The following is a 22,191-nucleotide window of genomic DNA, read 5'->3' as shown; positions in this document are numbered from 1 at the left end:
TTGAAAGATTTTATACTTAAAAATTACAGTTTTTTAATCCTTAGTATCGAGCTATTGGCATGTGTTGTAGGTTTTTTAAGTTTTAGAAAATATAAGGATACCCCAGTAAAATATTTTATTTACTTTTTAGCCTATGCGCTACTTATAGAGACCTTAGGGAACTATACCGTATGGATAACTAAAGACGGTGTCTTGTGTTGGTTGTTTTTCCTTGTAGAGGATACTCTTTTTGTAAAAAATTATTGGCTTTTTCAGGTCTTTTGGATTATTGGTAGTCCATTGTTCTTTTCGTTCTACTACTATCAAATTATTAAAAACAAGACTTTAAAAACAAGTATAAAATATGTAGCTATTTCTTTTGCCGTAGTTTCTATTGTTTTAGTAAGTGTAAATTATCACGTGTTATATAGTGGCTTTTATACCCCTATAACATTACTAGGCTTGTTAACCATTTTGTTTTTGGTTTTCTCTTACTTTATAGAACTCACGAACTCCAATACTATTTTGGTGTTTTATAGAACTATGACGTTTTATATTAGTTGTGGTATTTTGGTTTTTTGGTTATTAACAACGCCTTTAGAGTTTTATGAAAAATACTTCAATGCCTATGATTATAGTTTTGTGTTTTTTAAATTTATGGTATTTCTATTCTCTATTGTATTTATGTATTTAATTTTCATAATTGGCTTACTGGTTTCTAATCCGAAAAACAGTTAAGTGATTGGTGTAAAGTGGTTTGAAGTTATATTAAATAGGATTAACGTTTTTGGAAAAGGCAATTTTGTATATTTTTTGTAATAAAACTACTACAGTAGTGTTGTTAACAGATTTTTTTATAATTTTAGATTCTAATTAACCATTAACCAAAACATTAAATGTCAACACCAAAAGGAATAATCACCGCTGCAGAAGCTAAAGAGTTAAACGATAATTGGACATCTTTAAGAGCTAAAGAAAACGAGACTGCGGCCGGGCAGCCCGACAATCGTTCGTCTTGGTATTCTTTAGAGGATATGGAGCAATTTTTAAGCCTTATCAAGGCAGAAAATCCAACAGTAAATGGCGTGCGCTTTTATTTGGGAGTGCAGACTACAAAAGAAGCGCCAAAAGGATTAACCACAATATTTATGGTGCCTACAGAAGAAATTGACAGTGAGAATAAAGATATTCCAGAGGCTAGAGGTATGGATAAGGGAGCTAATGGTATGCCTCCAGGTGAAGACTACCCAAACTAAATATTTTGGAAGAGTTTTTTCGACAAAATTATTTCTTACTGACTAATAGTACAATATTAATAGCTGTTTTTGCCGGCCTTTTTTCAATTAAAAAGTACAAAGGTAACCCCGAGTTTTTTTTTATAATTATAATTTTTTACTTGTTTGCTATTGAGTTAGTAGGGAATTACCCTAGACTTTATGGTAAGGTTGAATTTTTAGAACCCCTATATAATTCGGTTTTTAGAAAAAATTATTGGTGGTATACTTTAGCTTTCGATATAGGCGTAATTTTATTGTTCTCCGTATTATATCAAAAAATAATTAAGTCCATTGCGTTTAAGCGGATTATTAAAGCTGCTACCATTCTATATTTTGGTTTTTCTGTAATTTTTATTCTGATTAATTACCAAGACTTATTTAAACAAACATTTCCTGTTTTTCAACTTTTAGGAGCGCTAATTATTTTGATGTGTTGTGCTTTTTATTTATTCGAATTACTACAAAGTGATGCTGTTTTACAGATGCATAAGCACTTATATTTTTATATTACTATCGCTATTTTTTTATGGTGGATTATTGTAACGCCTCTAACATTTTATGACTTATATTTTAGGTCTGCCGATTGGAATTTTATAATCCTAAAATGGCAAATTCACTTGTTTGCCAATATGTTTATGTATTTTACATTTAGTTTTGCTTTATGGTGGTGTAAACCAGAGTTCAAAAAAAATTCATAGTGTCCTTATGTTGCACGAGTAAATTGACTGTAGATTCCCTAGTTTTAAAATGCCAATTATGAATATAGTATTGTTTTTTATTTTAATAAGCACACAAAATGTGTCCACGGCTGCAGAGCGTTATTTATTAGCGTATATGATTGGTGTTTTACTTATCGTTTGCTCGCTTATTATTATCTTTTTTATTGTATTTCAGAAACGAAAAAATAAATTACTTCTAGAGAAAATTGAACGTGAACAAGCATTTCAAGAGGAAATTTCCATAACTCAGATTGAAATTCAAGAGCAAACACTAAAAAACATCGGACAAGAGCTGCACGATAATGTGGGGCAAATATTATCGGTAGCCAATATGAATATGAGTATTCTGGCCATGCAAGTTCCTGCCGATCTTAAGGAGTCTTTTACCGACACCAAGCAAGCAGTTAAAGATAGTTTAAGCGAGTTGCGAGCCTTGTCTAAAACCTTGAATAGTGATGTGATTTCTAATCGCGGACTTCAAGAATCTATTAGCAGTGAAATTAATCGCTTAAATAAATTAAAGTTAATTGATGCTTCCATAGAAGTTAAGGGTAATCCCGCTTTGTTTACTGAAGGTAAGCAGAGTATAATCTTATTTAGAATTCTCCAAGAATGTATCTCGAATACCATAAAATACGCAAAAGCGACTTCCTTTCAAATTGTGCTTAATTTTACCCAAGATCATTTAATCATTACAGCGATAGATAATGGTATTGGTTTCGATATAGCTTCAGCAGAAAAAGGATCGGGACTCATTAATATGAGAAATAGAGCCGAACTGATTAATGCTCAATTTAAATTAACCACAGCGAACGGTCAGGGTATGAAATTAGAAATTAATTATCCCTATCAAGAGGCTTTTAAAAGTAGTTTTAAAAAATAAGGCAGTGGCAGAATACGAGAGCTGCTCTAGAGCTTATTTATTAAGTTTTTATAACCACTTAAGTACCTGTTTTATAAAGCCTAGCTTATTGTTATATGGGGCATAACGCAAAGGAAGGTCTAACCAATTTCCTTTTTTAACAATTGCTTTTTGATGTGAAAAAGTGTCGAAAGATAATTTACCATGGTAAGCGCCAATCCCACTATTACCAACGCCTCCAAAAGGCAGTCTGTGGTTTATAAAATGAATAATCGTATCGTTTATAACGCCGCCACCAAAACTAAATGTATTAATAATCTTTTTATAGAAAGCAGTGCTTTTTGTAAATACATAGAGCGATAATGGCTTTTCGTATTTTAAAATAATAGACTCTAATTCAGAAGTGTTGCTGTAAGAAATCACAGGTAATATAGGTCCGAAAATCTCATCCTTCATAACCTCGCTATCCAAATCGGGCTCATCGATTACCGTAGGGGAGATATATAGGTGTTCGCTACATGTGTCTCCGCCAATCACACAGTTTTCATTAGTTAGCATAGCCTGTAAACGCTCAAAGTTTTTCGTGTTTACAATGCGTGCATAATCATCAGATTGTTGTGGGTTTGGGGAATACGCCTTGTCTATTTCGTTTTTTAATGCCGTATAAAAGGCTTCTTTTTTAGTGTGGTGTATTAGTATGTAATCGGGTGCAATACAGGTTTGGCCGGCGTTTAGGAATTTTCCCCAAACAATGCGTTTTGCCGTTAAGCCAATTGGAGCAGTATCATCAATAATACACGGGTTTTTCCCTCCTAATTCTAAGGTCGTAGGTGTTAAATGTTCAGCTGCAGCCTTAGCTACAATTTTGCCAACGGCAACACTTCCGGTAAAAAAGATATAATCCCAGCGTTGTGCTAACAGAGTTTGAGAAACGTCGACACCGCCTTCTATAACCCTAACATGTTCGGGTTTAAAAACCGTGGTCACTATACTATTAATTAGTGATGAGGTATTTGGTGTAAGTTCGCTAGGTTTTAAAACTATAGTGTTTCCTGCTGCTATAGCCGCAATTAACGGTGCTAATGCTAATTGGTAAGGGTAATTCCATGGTGCGATAATTAAAACGGTACCATAAGGTTCAGAGTAAATTTTATCGGTAGAGGGGAAGTTAAGTAGTGATGGAAAAACACGCTTTGGTTTGGCCCAGCCACTCAGTTTCTTTAATGTGAGTTCGATTTCCGAAATAACAACCGCAGTTTCAGACAATACACTTTCGAATGCAGGTTTGTTAAAATCCTTTTTTAATGCCGCTACAATATCATCTTCTCGTAGTAAAAGCTCCGTTTTTAGCGCTTTTAAAATCTTTTTTCTGTAGGCAATAGATTTGGTTTCACCGGTTTGAAAATAGTTTTTTTGCGACTGTAGCGTTTCTGAAATCATAAACTGTATATTTTAAGGAATTTTACCGAGCAAAAGGTAATCATTTTAAGGCTAATTTATTTCTTAGGCCTATAAAATATTTGTTTGGTAAGTATAGAATGTCTAATCTAAACACGCATTCCACACAGGGTCGTTTGGTAAGGGAGCTTCAATGTTTAAGTCTTTATTAGAAACAGGGTGGGTAAAAGCAATCGACCTAGCGTGTAAACTGATGCTAGCATCTTTATTACTGCGATCAAATCCGTATTTTAAATCCCCTTTTATTGGCGATCCAATACTCGAGAGTTGTGATCGGATTTGGTGATGACGACCGGTTTCCAAATTGACTTCCAATAAATAATAGTTGTCTAAAGCTTTTAAGGTTTTATAATGTAGAATGGCCTTTTTACTATCCGGAACCTCTTTAATATGAGCAGTAGACTTATTGTTTTTAGGATTCTTTTTTAAATAGTGAATAAGTGTGTCAGCTTCCTTTTTTGGCTTATTCTTAACCAATGCCCAATAGGTTTTAGCGATGTCCTTAGAAACAAAGAGTTTGTTTAACCGTGGTAAGGCCTTCGAAGTTTTTGAGAAAATAACCAATCCTGTGGTTGGTCGGTCTAAACGATGTACCGTTCCTAAGTACACATTACCTGGTTTGTTGTATTTAATAGCTATATATTTCTTAACAACATCACTTAGTGGTTTATCTCCGGTTTTATCACCTTGTACAATATCACCCGCGCGCTTATTAACCACAATAATATGGTTGTCTTCATAGAGCACTTGTAAGTTTGTAGCGTTAGATAAAACTTTAGACACGTTAGTATGGGGTTATGGGAAAATGAGAACAGACGTTATTGTATATAAAATAACGTCTGTTTAATAGGGTTAATATTGCTCTGAATCGTTAGGGAAATCTTTGCTTTTTACATCATCTCTATATTGACCAATAGCAGTGGTCATATCTTCGTAAAGATTCATATAGCGACGTAAAAATCGCGGATTAAACTCATGTGTCATTCCAATCATATCGTGTGTAACTAGCACTTGACCGTCAACACCGTTACCTGCGCCAATTCCAATAACTGGAATCGATACACTTTCGGCAACTTCTTGAGCTAATTTAGCGGGTATTTTTTCTAAAACGATAGCGAAACATCCTGCTTTTTCTAATAGTAAGGCATCCTCTTTTAATCGTTTTGCTTCTTCTTCTTCTTTAGCACGAACAGTGTAGGTGCCAAATTTATAGATAGATTGCGGAGTTAAGCCTAAGTGTCCCATCACAGGGATTCCGGCATTAATAATCCGCTTAATAGATTCTTTAATTTCCTTTCCACCTTCAATTTTTACGGCGTGGCCACCACTTTCTTTCATGATTCTAATAGCAGAGCGTAAAGCTTCTTTAGGATCACTTTGGTAACTACCAAAAGGTAAATCGACAACCACCAATGCGCGCTCTACAGCACGTACCACAGAAGAGGCGTGATAAATCATCTGGTCTAAAGTTATAGGTAAGGTGGTTTCATGACCTGCCATAACATTACTTGCAGAATCACCAACCAAAATAACATCTATACCTGCGCCGTCCACAATTTTAGCCATGGTATAATCGTAAGCTGTCAGCATCGATATTTTTTCACCGTTAGCTTTCATATCTACTAACGATTTTACTGTGATTCTTTTGTATTGTTTTTTAGCTACAGACATAGTCTTGAGTATTACGTTTTATTTGTTGTGCAAAAGTACTAAATTATCAATAACCAAGCGTATTTTATTTTCCTCCGCAAGCGGAAAGGCTTTCTATTTGCTGTAGACCGGTTAGTTATTTTTGTTTGCTTTCTCTTGCGTCAAGTATTTTTTAATAGAGCTGCTTTTGAAGCTATAAGCTGTTATTGTAGTCTATAGTACAGATTAACAGTCGGCTAAATTTACTCGTACGGCCAAACCACCTTCGCTAGTTTCTTTATATTTCGTGTTCATATCCTTAGCCGTTTCCCACATGGTATCGACCACCTTGTCTAAAGGAACTTTAACGTTTTTAGGATCGGTCTCAAGAGCCAACTCGGCAGCATTAATCGCTTTAATGGCACCCATAGAGTTACGTTCTATACACGGTATTTGAACTAAACCACCTATAGGGTCACAGGTTAACCCTAGGTGATGTTCCATAGCGATTTCGGCAGCAATCATAACTTGCTCCGGACTCCCTCCTAATAACTCACATAAAGCAGCGGCAGCCATTGCCGATGATACGCCAATTTCTGCTTGACAACCTCCCATAGCAGCACTAATTGTAGCTCCTTTTTTAAAGATGCTTCCAATTTCTCCCGCTACCAATAAGAATTGTTTGATTTCGTCATAACCAGCATCGTGGTTTTCAATGACTAAATAATACATGAGTACAGCAGGAATTACTCCTGCGCTTCCGTTTGTTGGAGCGGTAACAACACGTCCTAAAGAGGCATTTACCTCATTAACACTTAGTGCAAAACAACTTACCCATTTTAAAATTTGTCTGAATTTAACCTCACTTTGTCTGATGCTTTGCATCCATTCTTTCGAGCATACATAAGGGACTTCAATGTTTAGTTTTTTGTGCATGTCAAAAGCACGACGACGTACATTTAGTCCGCCAGGTAAATGACCTTCGGTATGACAGCCAATAAACATACATTCTAACATGGTGTCCCAAATACGATTAAATTCGAAATCGATTTCTTCATCAGTACGCAGGGAACGTTCATTTTCTAATACTATTTCAGAAATGGTTTTGTTTTCTGCAATACAAAAAGCTAAGAGTTCGTGCGCTTTATCTATAGGGTAAGGAAATTCCTTTTTTAATTCTTTATTCTCTTTGTCAACCGTACGTTCTTCTTTAACTACAAAACCACCGCCAATAGAGTAGAAGGTCGATTGGTGTAATTCTTCATTTTGATCATTAAAAGCGGTAAATGTCATGCCATTAGCATGAAAAGGTAAAAAGGACTTGTTATAAACGATGTCTGTTTCGGGATTAAAATTAATAATCCGTTCGTTGTTTAAGACTAGTTTATGCGTATTGTTAATCGATGCAATTATAATATCTATGGTATCTGTAGGAATGTACTCAGGGTCCGATCCGCTCAAACCAAGCATAGAGGCCAAGTCGGTCGCGTGCCCTTTTCCTGTTAATGATAAAGAACCGTATAAATCTACTTTAACGTTGGCAATCTGGCTAAACACATCGTCCGATTTTAATTCGTAAATCCAACGTTCTCCAGCACGCCAGGGGCCTAAAGTATGAGAACTTGAAGGTCCAACACCTATTTTTAACATATCAAAAACCGAAATGCATTCCATTTTTCAAATCATTTTATAATTAGTATTACAAATATAGATTTTAGTTCTGGAGTTACTAAATAAATCAAGGGTATTAATGGGAAAGTTAACAGATATATAAAGGCTACTATTTATTAATAAAATGAAATGTACTGACACGATGTCATATTTTTTTAGTTGGCATAATCATTGTCTTAAACAGAGCGTAACATTTACAACGCAAAATTAAAAAAATATAAAATTATGAGTAAGATTATTGGAATCGATTTAGGTACAACAAACTCTTGTGTTTCTGTAATGGAAGGAAACGAGCCTGTTGTAATCCCAAACGCAGAAGGTAAACGAACAACACCTTCAGTGATCGCTTTTGTTGAAGGAGGCGAAATCAAAGTTGGTGACCCAGCAAAAAGACAAGCAGTAACAAACCCAACTAAAACAGTTTATTCTATTAAGCGTTTTATGGGAACTAAGTTTTCTGATGCTAAAGATGAAACAGGACGTGTAGCCTATAAAGTAGTAAAAGGAGACAACGATACACCAAGAGTAGATATCGATGGTCGTTTATATACACCTCAAGAATTATCAGCTATGATTCTTCAAAAAATGAAGAAAACAGCCGAGGATTATTTAGGAGCTACAGTTTCTGAAGCAGTAATTACAGTACCAGCATATTTTAACGATGCACAACGTCAAGCGACTAAAGAAGCTGGTGAAATTGCAGGATTAAAAGTACGTCGTATTATCAACGAGCCTACAGCAGCAGCTTTAGCTTATGGTATGGACAAAAAAGGAACAGATCAAAAAATCGTAGTATTCGATTTTGGTGGAGGAACACATGATGTCTCTATCTTAGAATTAGGTGATGGTGTATTCGAAGTATTATCTACTGAAGGAGATACACACTTAGGTGGTGATGATGTTGATGATAAAATTATTAACTGGTTAGCAGACGAGTTTAACGCTGAAGAGTCTATGGATTTAAGAAAAGATCCTATGTCATTACAACGTTTAAAAGAAGCTGCTGAAAAAGCGAAGATCGAATTATCATCTTCTGAATCAACAGAAATTAACTTACCTTATATAACGGCTACGGCTTCAGGACCAAAGCACTTAGTACGTACTTTAACACGTTCTAAATTCGAGCAGTTAATAGACGATTTAGTAAAAAGAACAATTGAGCCTTGTCAATCCGCTTTAAAAGCAGCAGGATTAACAAAAAGTGATATTGATCAAGTGATATTAGTAGGAGGTTCTACACGTATACCAGCAGTACAAAAAGCAGTAGAGTCTTTCTTCGGAAAAGCGCCTAGTAAAGGAGTAAATCCAGATGAGGTTGTTTCTTTAGGAGCAGGAATCCAAGGTGGTGTATTATCAGGAGATGTTAAAGATGTCTTATTATTAGACGTAACACCTTTATCTCTTGGTATCGAAACAATGGGTAACGTTATGACGAAACTTATTGAAGCGAATACGACTATTCCAACTAAGAAATCTCAAGTATTCTCGACAGCAGCAGATAATCAACCGTCTGTAGAAATTCACGTATTACAAGGTGAAAGAGCAATGGCTGCCGATAACAATACTATTGGACGTTTTCACTTAGATGGTATTCCACCAGCACAAAGAGGAGTGCCTCAAATTGAAGTAACTTTCGATATCGATGCAAACGGAATCATTAAAGTATCAGCTACAGATAAAGCAACTAACAAGACTCAAGATATTCGTATCGAAGCGTCTTCTGGTTTAACTGAAGAAGAAATCCAAAAAATGAAAGCCGATGCAGAAGCTAACGCTGAAGCAGATGCTAAAGCAGCAGAAAACGCTAAGAAATTAAACGAAGCAGATTCTATGATTTTCCAAACGGAAAAACAATTAAGTGAGTTTGGTGATAAATTATCTGATGATAAGAAAAAACCAATCGAAGACGCTTTAGAAGAATTAAAGAAAGCTTACGAAACTAAAGATCTTGCTGTTATCGATCCTGCTTTAGAAAAAATTAATGAAGCTTGGAAAGTAGCAAGTGAAGAAATGTACAAAGCACAAGCAGAAGCTCAAGGCGGAGCGCAACCAGGACCAGATGCAAATGCAAATGGAGCAGGGAACGCAGACGAAAGTAGCGATGTAGAAGATGTAGATTTCGAAGAAGTAAAGTAAGCAGCAACCCAAGTTTTGCATAGCAAAAATTGAGTGAATCGCTTATCCGAAATTTATTTTGGAACCTTCACGAAAACACATAAATAAAATAAAACGCAATCATTAATTTGATTGCGTTTTTTTATGCTTTAAACGCTGTCAATATATTAAATTAGCAGTGTTAAATGTCCGTGTCTATGTACAATACTTTAAAGCAACTCATACCAAAAACTTTTCTTAAAAAAAATGAATCTAAAATAAGACCCCTAGTGGCTCTGTTTTATAAAGGAAATACGGTACACTGTAATTTATGCGGATTTAAAGCTTCTAAGTTTATAGAAAATCAAAGAGGTGGGAACTTGTGTCCTAAATGTGGTAGCGTAGCACGTGCAAGACGCTTGTGGAGTATTTTAGAGTCAAGCCTTAAAGATCGCGTGGTACTCCATTTTTCACCAGCCTTAAAATTGAGTGAATGTATTCGCAAAGCTCATACTAAGGAATATATTACTACAGATTTTTCAAAAGAGTTTAAAGCAGATAAACGCTTAGATATATTAGACATTGCAGAACCTGACAGCTATTTTGATTGTGTAATTTGCTATCATATCTTAGAACATATAGAAAACGATATTCAGGCAATGTCTGAGCTGTTTAGAATATTAAAGCCTAATGGTGTGTGTTATATTCAAACACCTTTTAAAGATGGTGAAATTTACGAAGATCCCTCTGTTCAAACTGAAAGTGAACGTCTTCTTCATTTTGGTCAATCTGATCATGTTAGGATTTATTCGGTTTCTGGTTTAATAAAACGGCTGGAGCATGTCGGTTTTACCATAGAACGCTTAGATTTTAAAAGTGATGCTAATAATGTTAATGGGTATGCTGCACAAGAAACCATTTTAAAAGCCCAAAAACGCGTATGATTTTTTTATAGGGCGCTATTATTAACAATGTATTATGCACGCATAACAAATTATTGATTATATTTGTTATTGCTTCAAAAGCACACTTATTTTAAATCATTAAATCTAAAGATTTTTCTAACTATAGAATTGATTATGCAAACAAAACTCACACAACTTCTTAAAATAAAATATCCAATTATTCAAGCGCCTATGTTTTTAGTTTCCAATGTTGCGATGGTGACAGAAGCTATGAAAGCCGGGATTGCAGGATGTATTCCTGCCTTAAACTATAGAACGCTAGAAGAATTAAAGGCGGCTATTCAAGAATTAAAGGCTGCAAAAGTAGAAGGCGGATCCTTTGGGTTTAATTTAATTGTCAATAAATCTAATCTTAAATACAAAGAGCAATTACGTGTTTTATGTGAAGAAGGGTGTGATTTTATTATCACCTCTTTAGGTAGCCCAGAAGAGACTATTAGAGAAGCGCATAAGGTAGGTATAAAAGTCTTTTGTGATGTCACCGATTTACGTTTCGGAATGAAAGTTCAAGAGCTCGGTGCCGATGCAGCAATAGCTGTAAATAACGAAGCAGGAGGACATAGAGGTAATTTATCGCCTCAAGAACTTACCAGCTTATTATGTGATAAATTAGCGATTCCAGTTATTTCTGCCGGTGGTGTAGGTTGTAAAGCAGATATTGATAAAATGATTAGTTATGGGGCAGAAGGTGTATCTGTTGGTAGTCCGTTTATCGCTTCAGTAGAAGCAGGGGTAACCGAAGAGTATAAACAAGCCTGTGTAGACTATGGGGCCGATGATATTATAATGACACAACGTATTTCTGGAACGCCATGTACAGTGATTAACACGCCTTACGTTCAGAAAATAGGAACTAAAGAATCTTGGTTAGAGACTATTTTAAACCGTAATAAAAAACTTAAAAAGTGGGTTAAAATGATTCGATTCGGTATTGGAATGCGTGCTACAGAAAAAGCAGCTACAAAAGCCACTTACAAAACCGTATGGGTGGCAGGACCTAGTATCGAGCATACAAAAGCTATTCTTCCTGTTAAGGATATTATTTATAAGTTAACCCACGATTAGCATATGCCCTTATTTATTTGATCTAATGATTTGATTCTTTATGGATTTATTAGTACTTTTTATGCTGCTTAACTAATTATTAAATAGTTATTAGTCCGTATGAAAAAAGTATTACTTGTAGTAGCTCTTCTTTTCGTTGTTTTTATCGCCTTTTTATATTGGTCGGTTAAAAGCACTCCGGAGATCACTACCTATGGTAAAGTAATTCATAATGATACCATCGAATCTATCGATTTTAAATCGCACGATTCCATTGTAATAGCCGCTAGTACATTATACACGGGGGATCCTGTAAAAAGGGTGATGCAAGGTGAGCAGTATAGAAAAGCTTGGGAAACGCCTATAAAAGTTCCTGTTGTATATTTAGACACCTTGTTTGGAGGGGTAAACATTACAAAAGAAGGCGGAGGTAAACAAACACACTCCCTAAAATTAGAGTGTAAAAATAATATTCAATACACCTTACGTAGTATAAATAAAGACCCTGAAGCTTTAATTCCAGATTTACTAAAAGCACTAAGTCTAGAGAATATTGTAGTCGATGGTATTTCGGCTCAACATCCTTACGGAGCTATATTAGTCGCAGAATTGGCCAAATACGCCAATGTATTATCGACACACCCAAAAGTTGTTTTTATTCCTAAACAAGAAACTTTGGGCGACACGTATAATGAAAAGTATGGTAACCGACTCTTTCTATTAGAGTATGAAACCGAAAGTGATACGAATTGGACGGCTTTAAAAGATGTGCAATCGATTGTAGAAACTGATGATCTTCAAGAGTTAAAACAAGAGCTAAAAGATTCCGTTTTTATTGATGAAAGACAATTGGTTCGTGCACGGCTTTTTGATTTAATTATTGGCGATTGGGATAGGCACGCAAAACAATGGGGCTGGGTGTTACAAAAGGAGAATGGTAAATTAAAAGGCATCCCTATTCCTGGTGATCGTGATAATGCCTTTTTTAAGGCTGAAGGATTGATACCTTCACTATTGTCTAACGAAAATATAGTCCCGAGATTACGTCCTTTTCAGGAACAAATAAAATACATGCCGGGCTTGGTATACCCGTTCGATCGCTACTTCCTTTTACAAACTCCTGAATCGGTTTTTATTGAGGAAGCTAAAGCTTTGCAAAATGTACTTACAGACAATCAGATAGAAGCTGCCTTTAGTGTTTGGCCAAAAGCGATATCGGATTTAGATCAATCGGAAATTAAAGACATAGTCATAAAGCGCCGAAACGCAATTGTAGATTATGCGATTGCTTTTAAAAAGGAAATCGATAATAAAGGAGGGTTAACAGCTCCCTTAAAAGGGTCTGAAGATATTCAATTAAGTGAAGCCTTGCAACGCTGCTTTAGTTGTGAGTAATACTTATGAGATTATACTAAGGTATTAATTAACTCTACATTTACCACATGCTTTCCTTTAAAAGGCATAATATCTATACGCTTTCCAAACAAAGCTTCAGCCTTTTTTGTTTCCTCTTCTATGCGGCCCGAGTTTAAATATTCATCTTCAGTGCCATAAATTAATCGAACAGACGTCTCTTGGTTTAAGTAAGAAAAATCATCGGGGGTTAATTCCTTTGGGATTCCTCCAGAGTGGATTACCAATTGCTGACATTGTAGTTTTGTTTTTGCGAGATAGCGCAGGGATACACTAACACCTTGAGAATAGCCAAAGACGATGAGGTTTACAGATTTCGGGAAGTATTCAGCTTTTAAAACGGCATCAAAATAGGCGTAGATATTTTTAGTTTCTACAACCGTGTTTTCTTTGGTTAACCAACTTGCACCTACATGTTTGAAGTTTTTTGATTGGTAGTACTTACTTTGTGCTTGAGGTGCGATAATATAATTTTCTTCGGGATTCAGTTGCGAAAAATACTTTATAAAATAACGACTTAAATAGCCCATACCGTGACAAACGAACCAAATAGTCTTGGTTTTTTCAGTTAAACGGTTTAGTGTGGAATAAGAATTTTTAGAAACGTAAGAAATTTCTTTTTCAGTAGAATTCATTTTAGGCTTAGGCTTTGGTTTTGTATTTTTACACAACAAAAATACTGTAATTTGATGAATTTATCTAAAGCTGAAATATTAGCAAAAGCAAATGCTGCCTCTAAGAATACATTAATGGAAACATTAAACATTGAAATGGTAGATTATGGTCCAGACTTTTTAGTGGCTAGAATGCCAGTAAACTCAAGAGTATATCAACCGGACGGGGTGCTACATGGTGGTGCAACCGCTGCCTTGGCCGAAAGTGTAGGTAGTTTTGCATCGCATATTTTTCTGGATGTTACCAATAAATTTGTCCGCGGTACAGAAATTACTGCCAATCACCTAAAAAGTGTTACAGAAGGATTTATTTATGCCAAAGCAACCTTTTTACATAAAGGAAAAACTACTCAGTTATTAGATATTAGAGTCACCGATGACGATGATAATTTAGTGTCTATTTGCAGACTCTCAACTATTTCTTTACCTAGGAAAAAGTAAATATTAACTGGAAAATTATGACTTTTAGTTCACTCTTAGAAAGTGCCGAAACGTATTTTAACGAGGCCTTACCTTTTGTATTATATCGAGAACCCAATGCGACAGAGCTTAAAGGGGTATTTCAAACGGATGATACCGTTTATTATACGACCGATTATAGCGAAAGTGGTTTTGTTTTCGCTCCTTTCGATAGTGAGCAAAAAACAGTGTTACTCCCATTCGCTAATTCTGAAGCTTTTTCAGTTACTGTAAACTATGATGAGGTGTCTTTAAAATCAAAAAGTAAGGATACTGCTACCTTAGCCGATAAGGAAGCTCATATTGCTGTTGTAGAAAAAGCAATTGAATCTATGAAAGCTGGTAACTTTCAAAAAGTAGTCCTATCGCGCAAGGAGATGGTAGAGGTCAAAGCAGAAGATTTTTTGGCGATCTACAAGCGCTTACTGTCTAACTATAGAACTGCATATGTATATTGTTGGTATCACCCTAAAATAGGATTGTGGTTAGGTGCTACTCCCGAAACCTTATTAAAAACCGAGGGGAATCGCTTTAAAACCATGTCGTTAGCAGGAACTCAAAAGTATAAGGATACAGAAGCTGTAGAATGGCAAGAGAAGGAAAAAGAAGAACAACATATTGTAACCCAGTTTATCACGTCTAGTTTGCAAGGGGTTTCCGATCGCTTGGAAGTATCCGACTTACAAACCGTTCGAGCAGGAGGTGTTTTACACTTAAAAACGGAGATTTCAGGACGCTCCAACTCACGTCATTTAGATTTGCAATCGGTAATTGGTGCCTTGCATCCTACGCCTGCAGTTTGTGGTTACCCTAAGCTATTGGCTAAAGCTTTTATTTTAGAAAATGAAAATTACCGCCGCGAGTTTTATGCTGGCTTTTTGGGTGAGTTAAATAAAAAAGTGAAAATCAATAGAAACCCTAAGTTGCGAAATGTAGAAAATAGCGCCTACGGAACAGTGAAAACAGTGTCGAATCTGTTTGTAAACCTGCGCTGTATGCAGCTTAAAGAACATGAAGGCTATATTTATGTGGGTGGCGGAATAACAACCAGTTCGGATCCGGAATCAGAGTGGGAGGAAACCATTAATAAATCTAGAACCATTAAAAATAGTCTGTAAAAATTTTAAATCGTTCGCCTTTTCCGTAAATTTACGCTTCGATTTTTTATCCTATGACCTACCCTAAAATTCCGTTAGCACAAACGGTTCTAAGCCTTTGTAAAGCCAAACGTATTAAACATATTGTATTATCGCCAGGAAGTCGAAATGCACCTCTAACTATTGGTTTTACTCATGATCCTTTTTTTAAGTGTTATAGTATTGTCGATGAGCGCTGTGCTGCATTTTTTGCCCTAGGAATCGCACAGCAATTGCAAGAACCTGTAGCGGTAGTCTGTACCTCAGGAAGTGCTTTACTTAATTATTACCCTGCCGTTTCTGAAGCGTTTTATAGCCATATTCCATTAGTAGTTCTATCGGCAGATAGACCACAATCACGAATAGGTATTGGTGACGGACAAACGATTAATCAGCAAAATGTTTTTGAGAATCATATTCTGTATTCTGCGAATTTAGTGGAAGATGTAAATGAAAATGAGTCGCAAGCTGAAATAGGATGTGTTACTGATAGAGAAAAGCAACAAGCAATCATTCAAAAAAATAATGAAAAAGGAATTAATGAAGCGCTAAACATGGCGATTCAGAAACCAGGTCCTGTGCATATTAATATTCCGTTTAACGAACCGCTTTACGATCGGGTTGATGCACTTTCGGTAGCACCTGCGAATGTAATGCCTAGTGAGAATGACATGGGGACTGAAGATCTTAAGTCTTTTATTTCGGACTGGAATCAAGCCCAAAGAAAATTGGTGTTGGTTGGTGTTAATCAGCCAAATAAAATAGAACAACAGTATTTGGATCGCTTGGCTGCAGACGATAGTGTACTGGTACTTACAGAAAGCACATCGAATATTCATCACAATAATTTTATACCGAGTATCGATAAGTTAATCGGTGCATTATCCCCTTCGGAGTTTGAAGCTCTTAAGCCAGATGTATTGCTTACGTTTGGAGGTTTGGTTATTTCCAAAAAAATTAAACAATTTCTCCGCACCTATCAACCAAAACAGCATTGGCATATTGGGGAACATAATGCCAACGACACCTTCTTTATATTAAATAAGGTATTTAAAATGTCCGAAAACACATTTTTTTCACAGTTTTTAGACCATACAACTCCAATAACTAGCACATACCAATCATTTTGGTTAAGCGAGATGGAAAAACGAAGAGAAAAACATAGGGACTATGTAAAGGAGATGCCGTATTCAGATTTTAAAGTTTTTAATATTCTTTTAAAAAGCATACCGAGTCATAATCAATTGCAAATCGGGAATAGCTCGGCGATACGCTATGCGCAATTATTTGATTTAGACCCCTCATTAAAGGTGTTTTGTAATCGGGGGACGAGTGGTATAGATGGTAGTACAAGTACGGCGGTAGGTGCAGCTGTAGCTTCAAAGGAGCCAACAGTTTTTATTACCGGAGATCTTAGCTTTTTCTATGATAGCAATGCCTTGTGGAATAATTATATACCTAAGAATTTTAGAATAATTATAGTTAATAATAATGGTGGAGGCATCTTTAGAATTTTACCAGGTCATAAAAACACTGAAAATTTTGATACCTATTTTGAAACTAAACACCAATTAACGGCGAAGCCATTATGCGACCTTTATGGTTTGGATTACCGTTATATTACTAATGAAAACGACCTGGAGTTAGCCCTTGAAGATTTTTATAGTTTATCGGATAAACCAAGGGTGATGGAAATAGCAACACCAAGTACAAAAAATGATGAAATATTGCTGAAATACTTCAGTTTTATTAAATAAAATAAGCTTTTATTACTTTTTAAGTATTTTTTTAATTTAAAGAAAAATACTTCATAATAATTCGTATATTTAAACACATTAATTAACTTAAAAATTATAAAATATGAGTAAGCGTGACGAACTAATCACTAAATATGCTGCAGATTTAAAAGATAAATGTGGTGTAAATCCAGACATGGATTTTTTAACTAAGGTAACTATTGGTTGCGGACCTTCAATTTACAATAAAGACGCAGCTACTGTTTCAGGGAGTGATGAGTCTGAATTATTAACGGTTAAAAATAACTTTTTAATCAAGAAACTAGGTCTTAATGATGGTCCTGAGTTAGATAAAGCAATTGACTCAGTTATGGAAACTTACGGACGCTCAAACAGAAATAAATATAGAGCTGTTGTTTACTATCTTTTAGCTAAACACTTCAAAAAAGAATCTGTTTATAAATAAAATACAGAATAATTTACCATAAGCGTTGCAACATTTGTTGTAACGCTTTTTTTATATAACTATCTTTGCAAAATGATACAAGTAGGAAAATATAATACTCTTGAAATTTTAAGAGATACAGAGCCAGGATTATTCTTGGGCGATGAAGATGAAAATGAAGTGTTGTTACCCAACCGATACGTTCCCGAAACCTTTGAAATAGGAGATTCTATAGAGGTTTTTATTTATTTAGATAATAACGAGCGTTTGGTTGCTGTAACCGACAAACCCTATATTTTAAGAGACCAATTTGCTGTTTTACGTTGTAATGCAGTGACACCACACGGTGCGTTTTTAGATTGGGGAATGGTTAAAGAGCTGTTTTGCCCATTTAAAGAACAAGCCTTCCCAATGAAAAAAGGAGGATGGTACCTCGTACACTGTTATTTAGATGAGAAAACAGAACGTTTAGTAGCGTCTAGTAAAACCAATCGCTTTTTAGACAATTCAGAATTGACAGTTGAAGAGTTTGATGAGGTCGATTTAATTGTTTCTCACCCTAGTGATATAGGGATGAATGTTATTGTAAATAACAAGCATGCGGGATTAATCTATAAAGATAATATTTATACAGATTTAAGTATTGGCGATAACCTTAAAGGGATCGTTAAAAAAATTAGACCCGGTAATAAAATTGATATTACTTTAGGCCAAATAGGGTATAGAAATATCGAGCCGAACGCGCAAAAAATAGTTGAAGAACTTCAAAATAATTCGGGGTTTCTTCCTTTAAATGATAAGTCTTCTCCTGAAGCTATTAAAGACACACTTCAGATGAGTAAAAAACTTTTTAAGAAGGCGATCGGATCGTTATATAAAGAAAAAACAATTACCATTAAACCGGATGGGATTTATTTAAATTAAACCAATCACAACCTATTGATTTGTGATTTTTAGTGTTCAATAAAACAGAAAACAATGAGCGAAATTAAATGGATAAAAGTTAAAGACTTTGAAGACATCACTTATAATAAATGTAACGGAGTAGCACGAATTGCTTTTAACAGACCAAATGTAAGAAACGCATTTAGACCAAAAACAACCAAAGAATTGTATGAAGCATTTTACGATGCGCAAGAAGATACTAATATTGGTGTTGTTTTATTATCTGCTGAAGGTCCTTCAACAAAAGATGGCATATATTCGTTTTGTTCGGGTGGAGATCAAAAGGCAAGAGGTCATCAAGGCTATGTTGGTGAAGATGGTTACCACCGTTTAAACATATTAGAAGTACAACGTCTTATCCGTTTTATGCCAAAAGCTGTTATCGCTGTAGTTCCAGGATGGGCTGTTGGTGGAGGTCATAGTTTACATGTGGTTTGCGATTTAACACTTGCCAGTAAAGAACATGCTATTTTTAAGCAAACAGATGCAGATGTAACTAGCTTTGATGGTGGTTATGGTTCTGCTTACTTAGCAAAAATGGTGGGCCAGAAAAAAGCGCGTGAAATTTTCTTTTTAGGTCGCGACTATTCAGCACAAGAAGCTTACGAAATGGGAATGGTGAATGCCGTAATCCCTCATGATAAATTAGAAATAACCGCTTACGAGTGGGCTCAAGAAATTTTAGCCAAGTCCCCTACATCTATTAAAATGCTTAAGTTCGCAATGAATTTAACAGACGATGGTATGGTTGGTCAGCAAGTATTTGCTGGTGAAGCAACACGCTTAGCGTATATGACCGATGAAGCTAAAGAAGGTAGAGATGCGTTTTTAGAGAAAAGAAAACCTAACTTTCCAAAACAGTGGATCCCATAGTCGGTAACTTATGAATAGAGTCTCCGTATGGTTATCTGCAATGCGATTACGAACCTTACCGCTATCAATATCAGGGATTATTGTAGCCGGCTGTTTGGCCGAATATAATGGTGTCTTCGATTGGGGCATCTTTCTGCTGGCTATTGGGGTAACCTTAAGTTATCAAATACTTTCTAACCTCGCCAATGATTATGGTGATGGTGTTAAAGGCACAGATAATAACGATAGGATTGGTCCAGAACGCGGGTTACAAAGTGGTGCCATTTCACCACAAAGTATGCTTAATGCGATACGACTTAATGTATTTATTAGTATTGTGCTTACAGTACTTTTAATTTTTATGGCCTTTGGTTCTGAAAACCTATTGTTAATCTTTTTGTTTTTTGTGTTAGGCGTTCTCTCTGTAGTCGCGGCCATTAAATATACGGTAGGCGATAGTGCCTATGGTTATAGAGGATTGGGGGATATTTTCGTATTTCTGTTTTTCGGATTGGTCAGTGTTATAGGAGGGTATTTCTTGTTTGCTAAACAAATAGATCACGTGGTGTTTTTACCTGCAATTACTATTGGTTTGCTAAGTACAGGAGTGTTAAACCTTAATAATATGCGCGATATAGAAAGTGATATTAAATCAAATAAAATCACTAAGGCTGTTAAATTAGGCGCTGAAGGATCGAAAAAATACCATTACTTTTTAATCGTTGGAGCACTATTTACAGCGTCACTATTTGGTGTTTTGTATTATACTTCGCCATACAATTTGCTGTTTGTAATAGCCTACCTACCGTTAATTAAACATATCATTACAGTAAAAAATAATACGATTCCTAAAGAATTAGATCCAGAATTAAAAAAGTTAGCACTTACAACAGTATTGTTATCTGTTTTATTGGGTTTAGGACATTTGATATAGTTTTATAAATCTATTTTTACAATTAGAAAAACCCAGAAGTATATTATAGTAGGTCTGAAGTTTTTTGTAATTTTCTTTTTTAAAAAATTTATATATGAAAATCACATTTTATGGCCACGCCAGTTTAGGAATACAAATAGAGGATATACATATTTTAGTAGATCCGTTTATTACAGGAAACCCAAAAGCTTCTCATATAAATATAGATGATTTAAAAGCCGATTATATTTTGCTAACGCACGCGCATCAAGATCATATTCTAGATGTTGAAGCTATTGCAAAACGTACAGATGCAGTTATTGTTTCTAACTTTGAAATAGTGTCTCATTTTCAAGCTTTAGGACTAGAAGGACACCCAATGAATCACGGAGGGTCGTGGGATTTCGAATTCGGAAAACTAAAATACGTAAATGCTATTCACACCTCTTCTTTTCCAGATGGGAAATATGGCGGACAGCCAGGTGGCTTTGTTATAGAAGGCGAGCATAAAAATATTTATATAGCTGGAGATACTGCTTTAACTTTTGATATGAAGCTTATTCCTATGCAAACACAGTTAGATTTAGCGATTTTACCTATTGGAGATAATTTTACGATGGGAATTAAAGATGCTATTATTGCTAGTGATTTTGTGCAGTGCGACAAAATATTAGGCTATCACTTTGATACTTTTGGATATATTGAAATAGATCATGAAAAGGCAAAACGTATGTTCTTTGATAAAAATAAAGATCTTATGTTATTAGAAATAGGCGAGAGTATAGAGCTTTAGGAAACGCTTTTACAATTTAAATGAAAACCTTATAGACTAGTGCAAACTACAGCTATAAGGTTTTTATTTTTTTAATACTCCTGCTAGCAAGCTTAACGTACTTTACTTCGTAAAACCATATAGTGAAGAAGTCTTGGCGATAGCCGTTTTAAGTACACACCAAGTGTTTCTTTTTTTCCTATATAAGCTTCAAATTTTTCTTTGCGGATAGCTCGAATCATTTTCTTCGTAAATACATCGACCTGCAAACCATTTTCTGTCATACTATCTTGTTCTTCTTGTTTACTTCCATCTGCAGTTAGTGCGTTTCTTGCTACATTCGTATTTACAAAACCAGGGCAAATCATAGTGACTTTAATATTATCGGCATCATGTTCTAATCGTAAGGCATCAAAAAACCCATGTAAAGCATGTTTTGCTCCACAGTAAGCAGATCTAAATGGCGAGCTAAATTTTCCCATTAAACTTGAAACTACAACATAATGACCCGATTTATGAGCAACAAAATGAGGTAGAAGGGCCTTGCTTAAAGCCACTGTCCCTAAATAATCAACCTCCATGAGTTTTCTGTCCACGGCTATAGTCGTTTCAATAATTGCTGAGCGCTGACTAATTCCGCCATTATTAATAAGCATATCAATTTTTCCGAAAATAGAAATGGCATGTTCTGCAATACCTGCGAGCGTATCGGTTTCAGCTAAGTCTAAAGTTAAAACTGATATATTTTCTTGATTGTCACACAGGCTTTTTACTTTTTCTAATGGACTTGCAACAAAAAACTGGACAATTAGTTGAATGACTAAGCTGCTAGTTCATGATTATACATATCTAATTCAAATTCTTTGATAGTTTTGTTCCCTAAAAAGGAATGTCTTCGTTTATTATTGTACCATGTTTCTATCCACTGAAAGATAGATAATTCAGCTTCAGATTTTCGTTTATAATTGTGCCTATATACCCATTCTACTTTTAAGGATTTAAAAAAGGATTCTGCCACCGCGTTATCCCAACAGTTTCCTTTACGACTCATAGATTGCTTAACTAGCCCATCATAGTTTTTAATGATAGAGGTGAATTTTTGACTAGCATATTGTATACCTCTATCAGAATGAAAAATCAGAGGTTCC

General features: G+C 35.3%; 22 protein-coding genes. 15 read left to right on the top strand and 7 right to left on the bottom strand.

Going from position 1 to position 22,191, the window contains the following annotated elements:
- The 3 genes from BLV64_RS10140 (at position 1) to BLV64_RS10125 (ending at position 2,858) form a co-directional block, all read left to right on the top strand.
- Positions 1-717: a hypothetical protein gene (locus BLV64_RS10140; protein WP_143034148.1), complete on the top strand. Its 717-nt coding sequence runs from the start codon at positions 1-3 to the stop codon at positions 715-717.
- A 158-nt stretch (positions 718-875) separates the two neighbouring features.
- Positions 876-1,235, top strand: coding sequence for a hypothetical protein (locus tag BLV64_RS10135; RefSeq protein WP_092134852.1), 360 nt, complete (start codon positions 876-878; stop codon positions 1,233-1,235).
- Positions 1,236-2,012: 777 nt separating this feature from the next.
- Positions 2,013-2,858: a sensor histidine kinase gene (locus tag BLV64_RS10125; protein ID WP_245705899.1), complete on the top strand. Its 846-nt coding sequence runs from the start codon at positions 2,013-2,015 to the stop codon at positions 2,856-2,858.
- Between the two features lie 48 nt (positions 2,859-2,906).
- Here BLV64_RS10125 and BLV64_RS10120 read toward each other — a convergent pair whose 3' ends face one another.
- From BLV64_RS10120 to BLV64_RS10105, 4 genes are all read right to left on the bottom strand, one after another.
- Positions 2,907-4,277 (bottom strand): aldehyde dehydrogenase, encoded by a 1,371-nt coding sequence (locus tag BLV64_RS10120; RefSeq protein WP_092134847.1) that lies wholly within the window; start codon positions 4,275-4,277, stop codon positions 2,907-2,909.
- Between the two features lie 102 nt (positions 4,278-4,379).
- Entirely contained in the window at positions 4,380-5,078 is a 699-nt protein-coding gene (locus BLV64_RS10115; protein ID WP_092134845.1) for an RluA family pseudouridine synthase, read from the bottom strand.
- 69 nt (positions 5,079-5,147) lie between these two features.
- Positions 5,148-5,966, bottom strand: a complete 819-nt coding sequence (panB, locus tag BLV64_RS10110) for a 3-methyl-2-oxobutanoate hydroxymethyltransferase (protein WP_092134842.1) — start codon at positions 5,964-5,966, stop codon at positions 5,148-5,150.
- Positions 5,967-6,170: 204 nt separating this feature from the next.
- Positions 6,171-7,598: an L-serine ammonia-lyase gene (locus BLV64_RS10105; protein ID WP_092134839.1), complete on the bottom strand. Its 1,428-nt coding sequence runs from the start codon at positions 7,596-7,598 to the stop codon at positions 6,171-6,173.
- 222 nt (positions 7,599-7,820) lie between these two features.
- Here BLV64_RS10105 and dnaK point away from each other — a divergent pair, with 222 nt between their 5' ends.
- The 4 genes from dnaK to BLV64_RS10085 all read left to right on the top strand — a co-directional run bounded on the left by dnaK (position 7,821) and on the right by BLV64_RS10085 (position 13,093).
- Positions 7,821-9,731, top strand: a complete 1,911-nt coding sequence (dnaK, locus tag BLV64_RS10100) for a molecular chaperone DnaK (protein ID WP_092134836.1) — start codon at positions 7,821-7,823, stop codon at positions 9,729-9,731.
- Between the two features lie 176 nt (positions 9,732-9,907).
- Complete coding sequence (locus BLV64_RS10095) at positions 9,908-10,633, top strand: class I SAM-dependent methyltransferase (protein WP_177165318.1); 726 nt, start codon at positions 9,908-9,910, stop codon at positions 10,631-10,633.
- A gap of 135 nt (positions 10,634-10,768) precedes the next feature.
- Complete coding sequence (locus BLV64_RS10090; RefSeq protein ID WP_092134830.1) at positions 10,769-11,719, top strand: NAD(P)H-dependent flavin oxidoreductase; 951 nt, start codon at positions 10,769-10,771, stop codon at positions 11,717-11,719.
- A gap of 99 nt (positions 11,720-11,818) precedes the next feature.
- Positions 11,819-13,093, top strand: coding sequence for a hypothetical protein (locus BLV64_RS10085; RefSeq protein ID WP_092134828.1), 1,275 nt, complete (start codon positions 11,819-11,821; stop codon positions 13,091-13,093).
- A gap of 11 nt (positions 13,094-13,104) precedes the next feature.
- Here the strand turns inward: BLV64_RS10085 and BLV64_RS10080 are convergent, their stop codons facing one another.
- Complete coding sequence (locus tag BLV64_RS10080) at positions 13,105-13,746, bottom strand: alpha/beta hydrolase (RefSeq protein ID WP_092134825.1); 642 nt, start codon at positions 13,744-13,746, stop codon at positions 13,105-13,107.
- Positions 13,747-13,800: 54 nt separating this feature from the next.
- Here BLV64_RS10080 and BLV64_RS10075 point away from each other — a divergent pair, with 54 nt between their 5' ends.
- The 8 genes from BLV64_RS10075 to BLV64_RS10040 all read left to right on the top strand — a co-directional run bounded on the left by BLV64_RS10075 (position 13,801) and on the right by BLV64_RS10040 (position 21,064).
- Positions 13,801-14,226, top strand: a complete 426-nt coding sequence (locus BLV64_RS10075; RefSeq protein WP_092134822.1) for a PaaI family thioesterase — start codon at positions 13,801-13,803, stop codon at positions 14,224-14,226.
- 17 nt (positions 14,227-14,243) lie between these two features.
- Positions 14,244-15,362 (top strand): chorismate-binding protein, encoded by a 1,119-nt coding sequence (locus BLV64_RS10070; protein WP_092134819.1) that lies wholly within the window; start codon positions 14,244-14,246, stop codon positions 15,360-15,362.
- Positions 15,363-15,415: 53 nt separating this feature from the next.
- Positions 15,416-17,137 carry a 2-succinyl-5-enolpyruvyl-6-hydroxy-3-cyclohexene-1-carboxylic-acid synthase gene (menD, locus tag BLV64_RS10065; protein WP_092134816.1) on the top strand — a complete coding sequence of 574 codons (1,722 nt, stop codon included), beginning with the start codon at positions 15,416-15,418 and terminating at the stop codon, positions 17,135-17,137.
- Between the two features lie 103 nt (positions 17,138-17,240).
- On the top strand, positions 17,241-17,582 hold the full coding sequence (locus tag BLV64_RS10060; RefSeq protein WP_092134813.1) for a DUF2853 family protein: 342 nt from the start codon (positions 17,241-17,243) through the stop codon (positions 17,580-17,582).
- A 72-nt stretch (positions 17,583-17,654) separates the two neighbouring features.
- Positions 17,655-18,485: a CvfB family protein gene (locus BLV64_RS10055; RefSeq protein ID WP_092134810.1), complete on the top strand. Its 831-nt coding sequence runs from the start codon at positions 17,655-17,657 to the stop codon at positions 18,483-18,485.
- 54 nt (positions 18,486-18,539) lie between these two features.
- Positions 18,540-19,379 carry a 1,4-dihydroxy-2-naphthoyl-CoA synthase gene (locus BLV64_RS10050; RefSeq protein WP_092134807.1) on the top strand — a complete coding sequence of 280 codons (840 nt, stop codon included), beginning with the start codon at positions 18,540-18,542 and terminating at the stop codon, positions 19,377-19,379.
- A 10-nt stretch (positions 19,380-19,389) separates the two neighbouring features.
- Positions 19,390-20,292, top strand: coding sequence for a 1,4-dihydroxy-2-naphthoate octaprenyltransferase (menA, locus tag BLV64_RS10045; protein ID WP_092134804.1), 903 nt, complete (start codon positions 19,390-19,392; stop codon positions 20,290-20,292).
- Positions 20,293-20,386: 94 nt separating this feature from the next.
- A complete protein-coding gene (locus BLV64_RS10040; RefSeq protein WP_092134802.1) occupies positions 20,387-21,064 on the top strand; it encodes a metal-dependent hydrolase in 678 nt (225 codons plus the stop codon).
- A gap of 92 nt (positions 21,065-21,156) precedes the next feature.
- Here the strand turns inward: BLV64_RS10040 and BLV64_RS10035 are convergent, their stop codons facing one another.
- Together BLV64_RS10035 and BLV64_RS10030 are read right to left on the bottom strand one after the other, a co-directional pair.
- Positions 21,157-21,852 carry an SDR family NAD(P)-dependent oxidoreductase gene (locus BLV64_RS10035; protein WP_262484287.1) on the bottom strand — a complete coding sequence of 232 codons (696 nt, stop codon included), beginning with the start codon at positions 21,850-21,852 and terminating at the stop codon, positions 21,157-21,159.
- An 11-nt stretch (positions 21,853-21,863) separates the two neighbouring features.
- On the bottom strand, positions 21,864-22,191 hold a 328-nt coding region (locus BLV64_RS10030), incomplete at its 5' end, for an integrase core domain-containing protein (protein WP_143034147.1).

This window comes from Bizionia paragorgiae (assembly GCF_900107625.1).
GTDB classification, from domain to species: Bacteria; Bacteroidota; Bacteroidia; order Flavobacteriales; family Flavobacteriaceae; genus Bizionia; species Bizionia paragorgiae.
The sequence above is the reverse complement of the archived record's forward strand: the minus strand, read 5'-3'. Positions and strand labels throughout refer to the sequence as shown.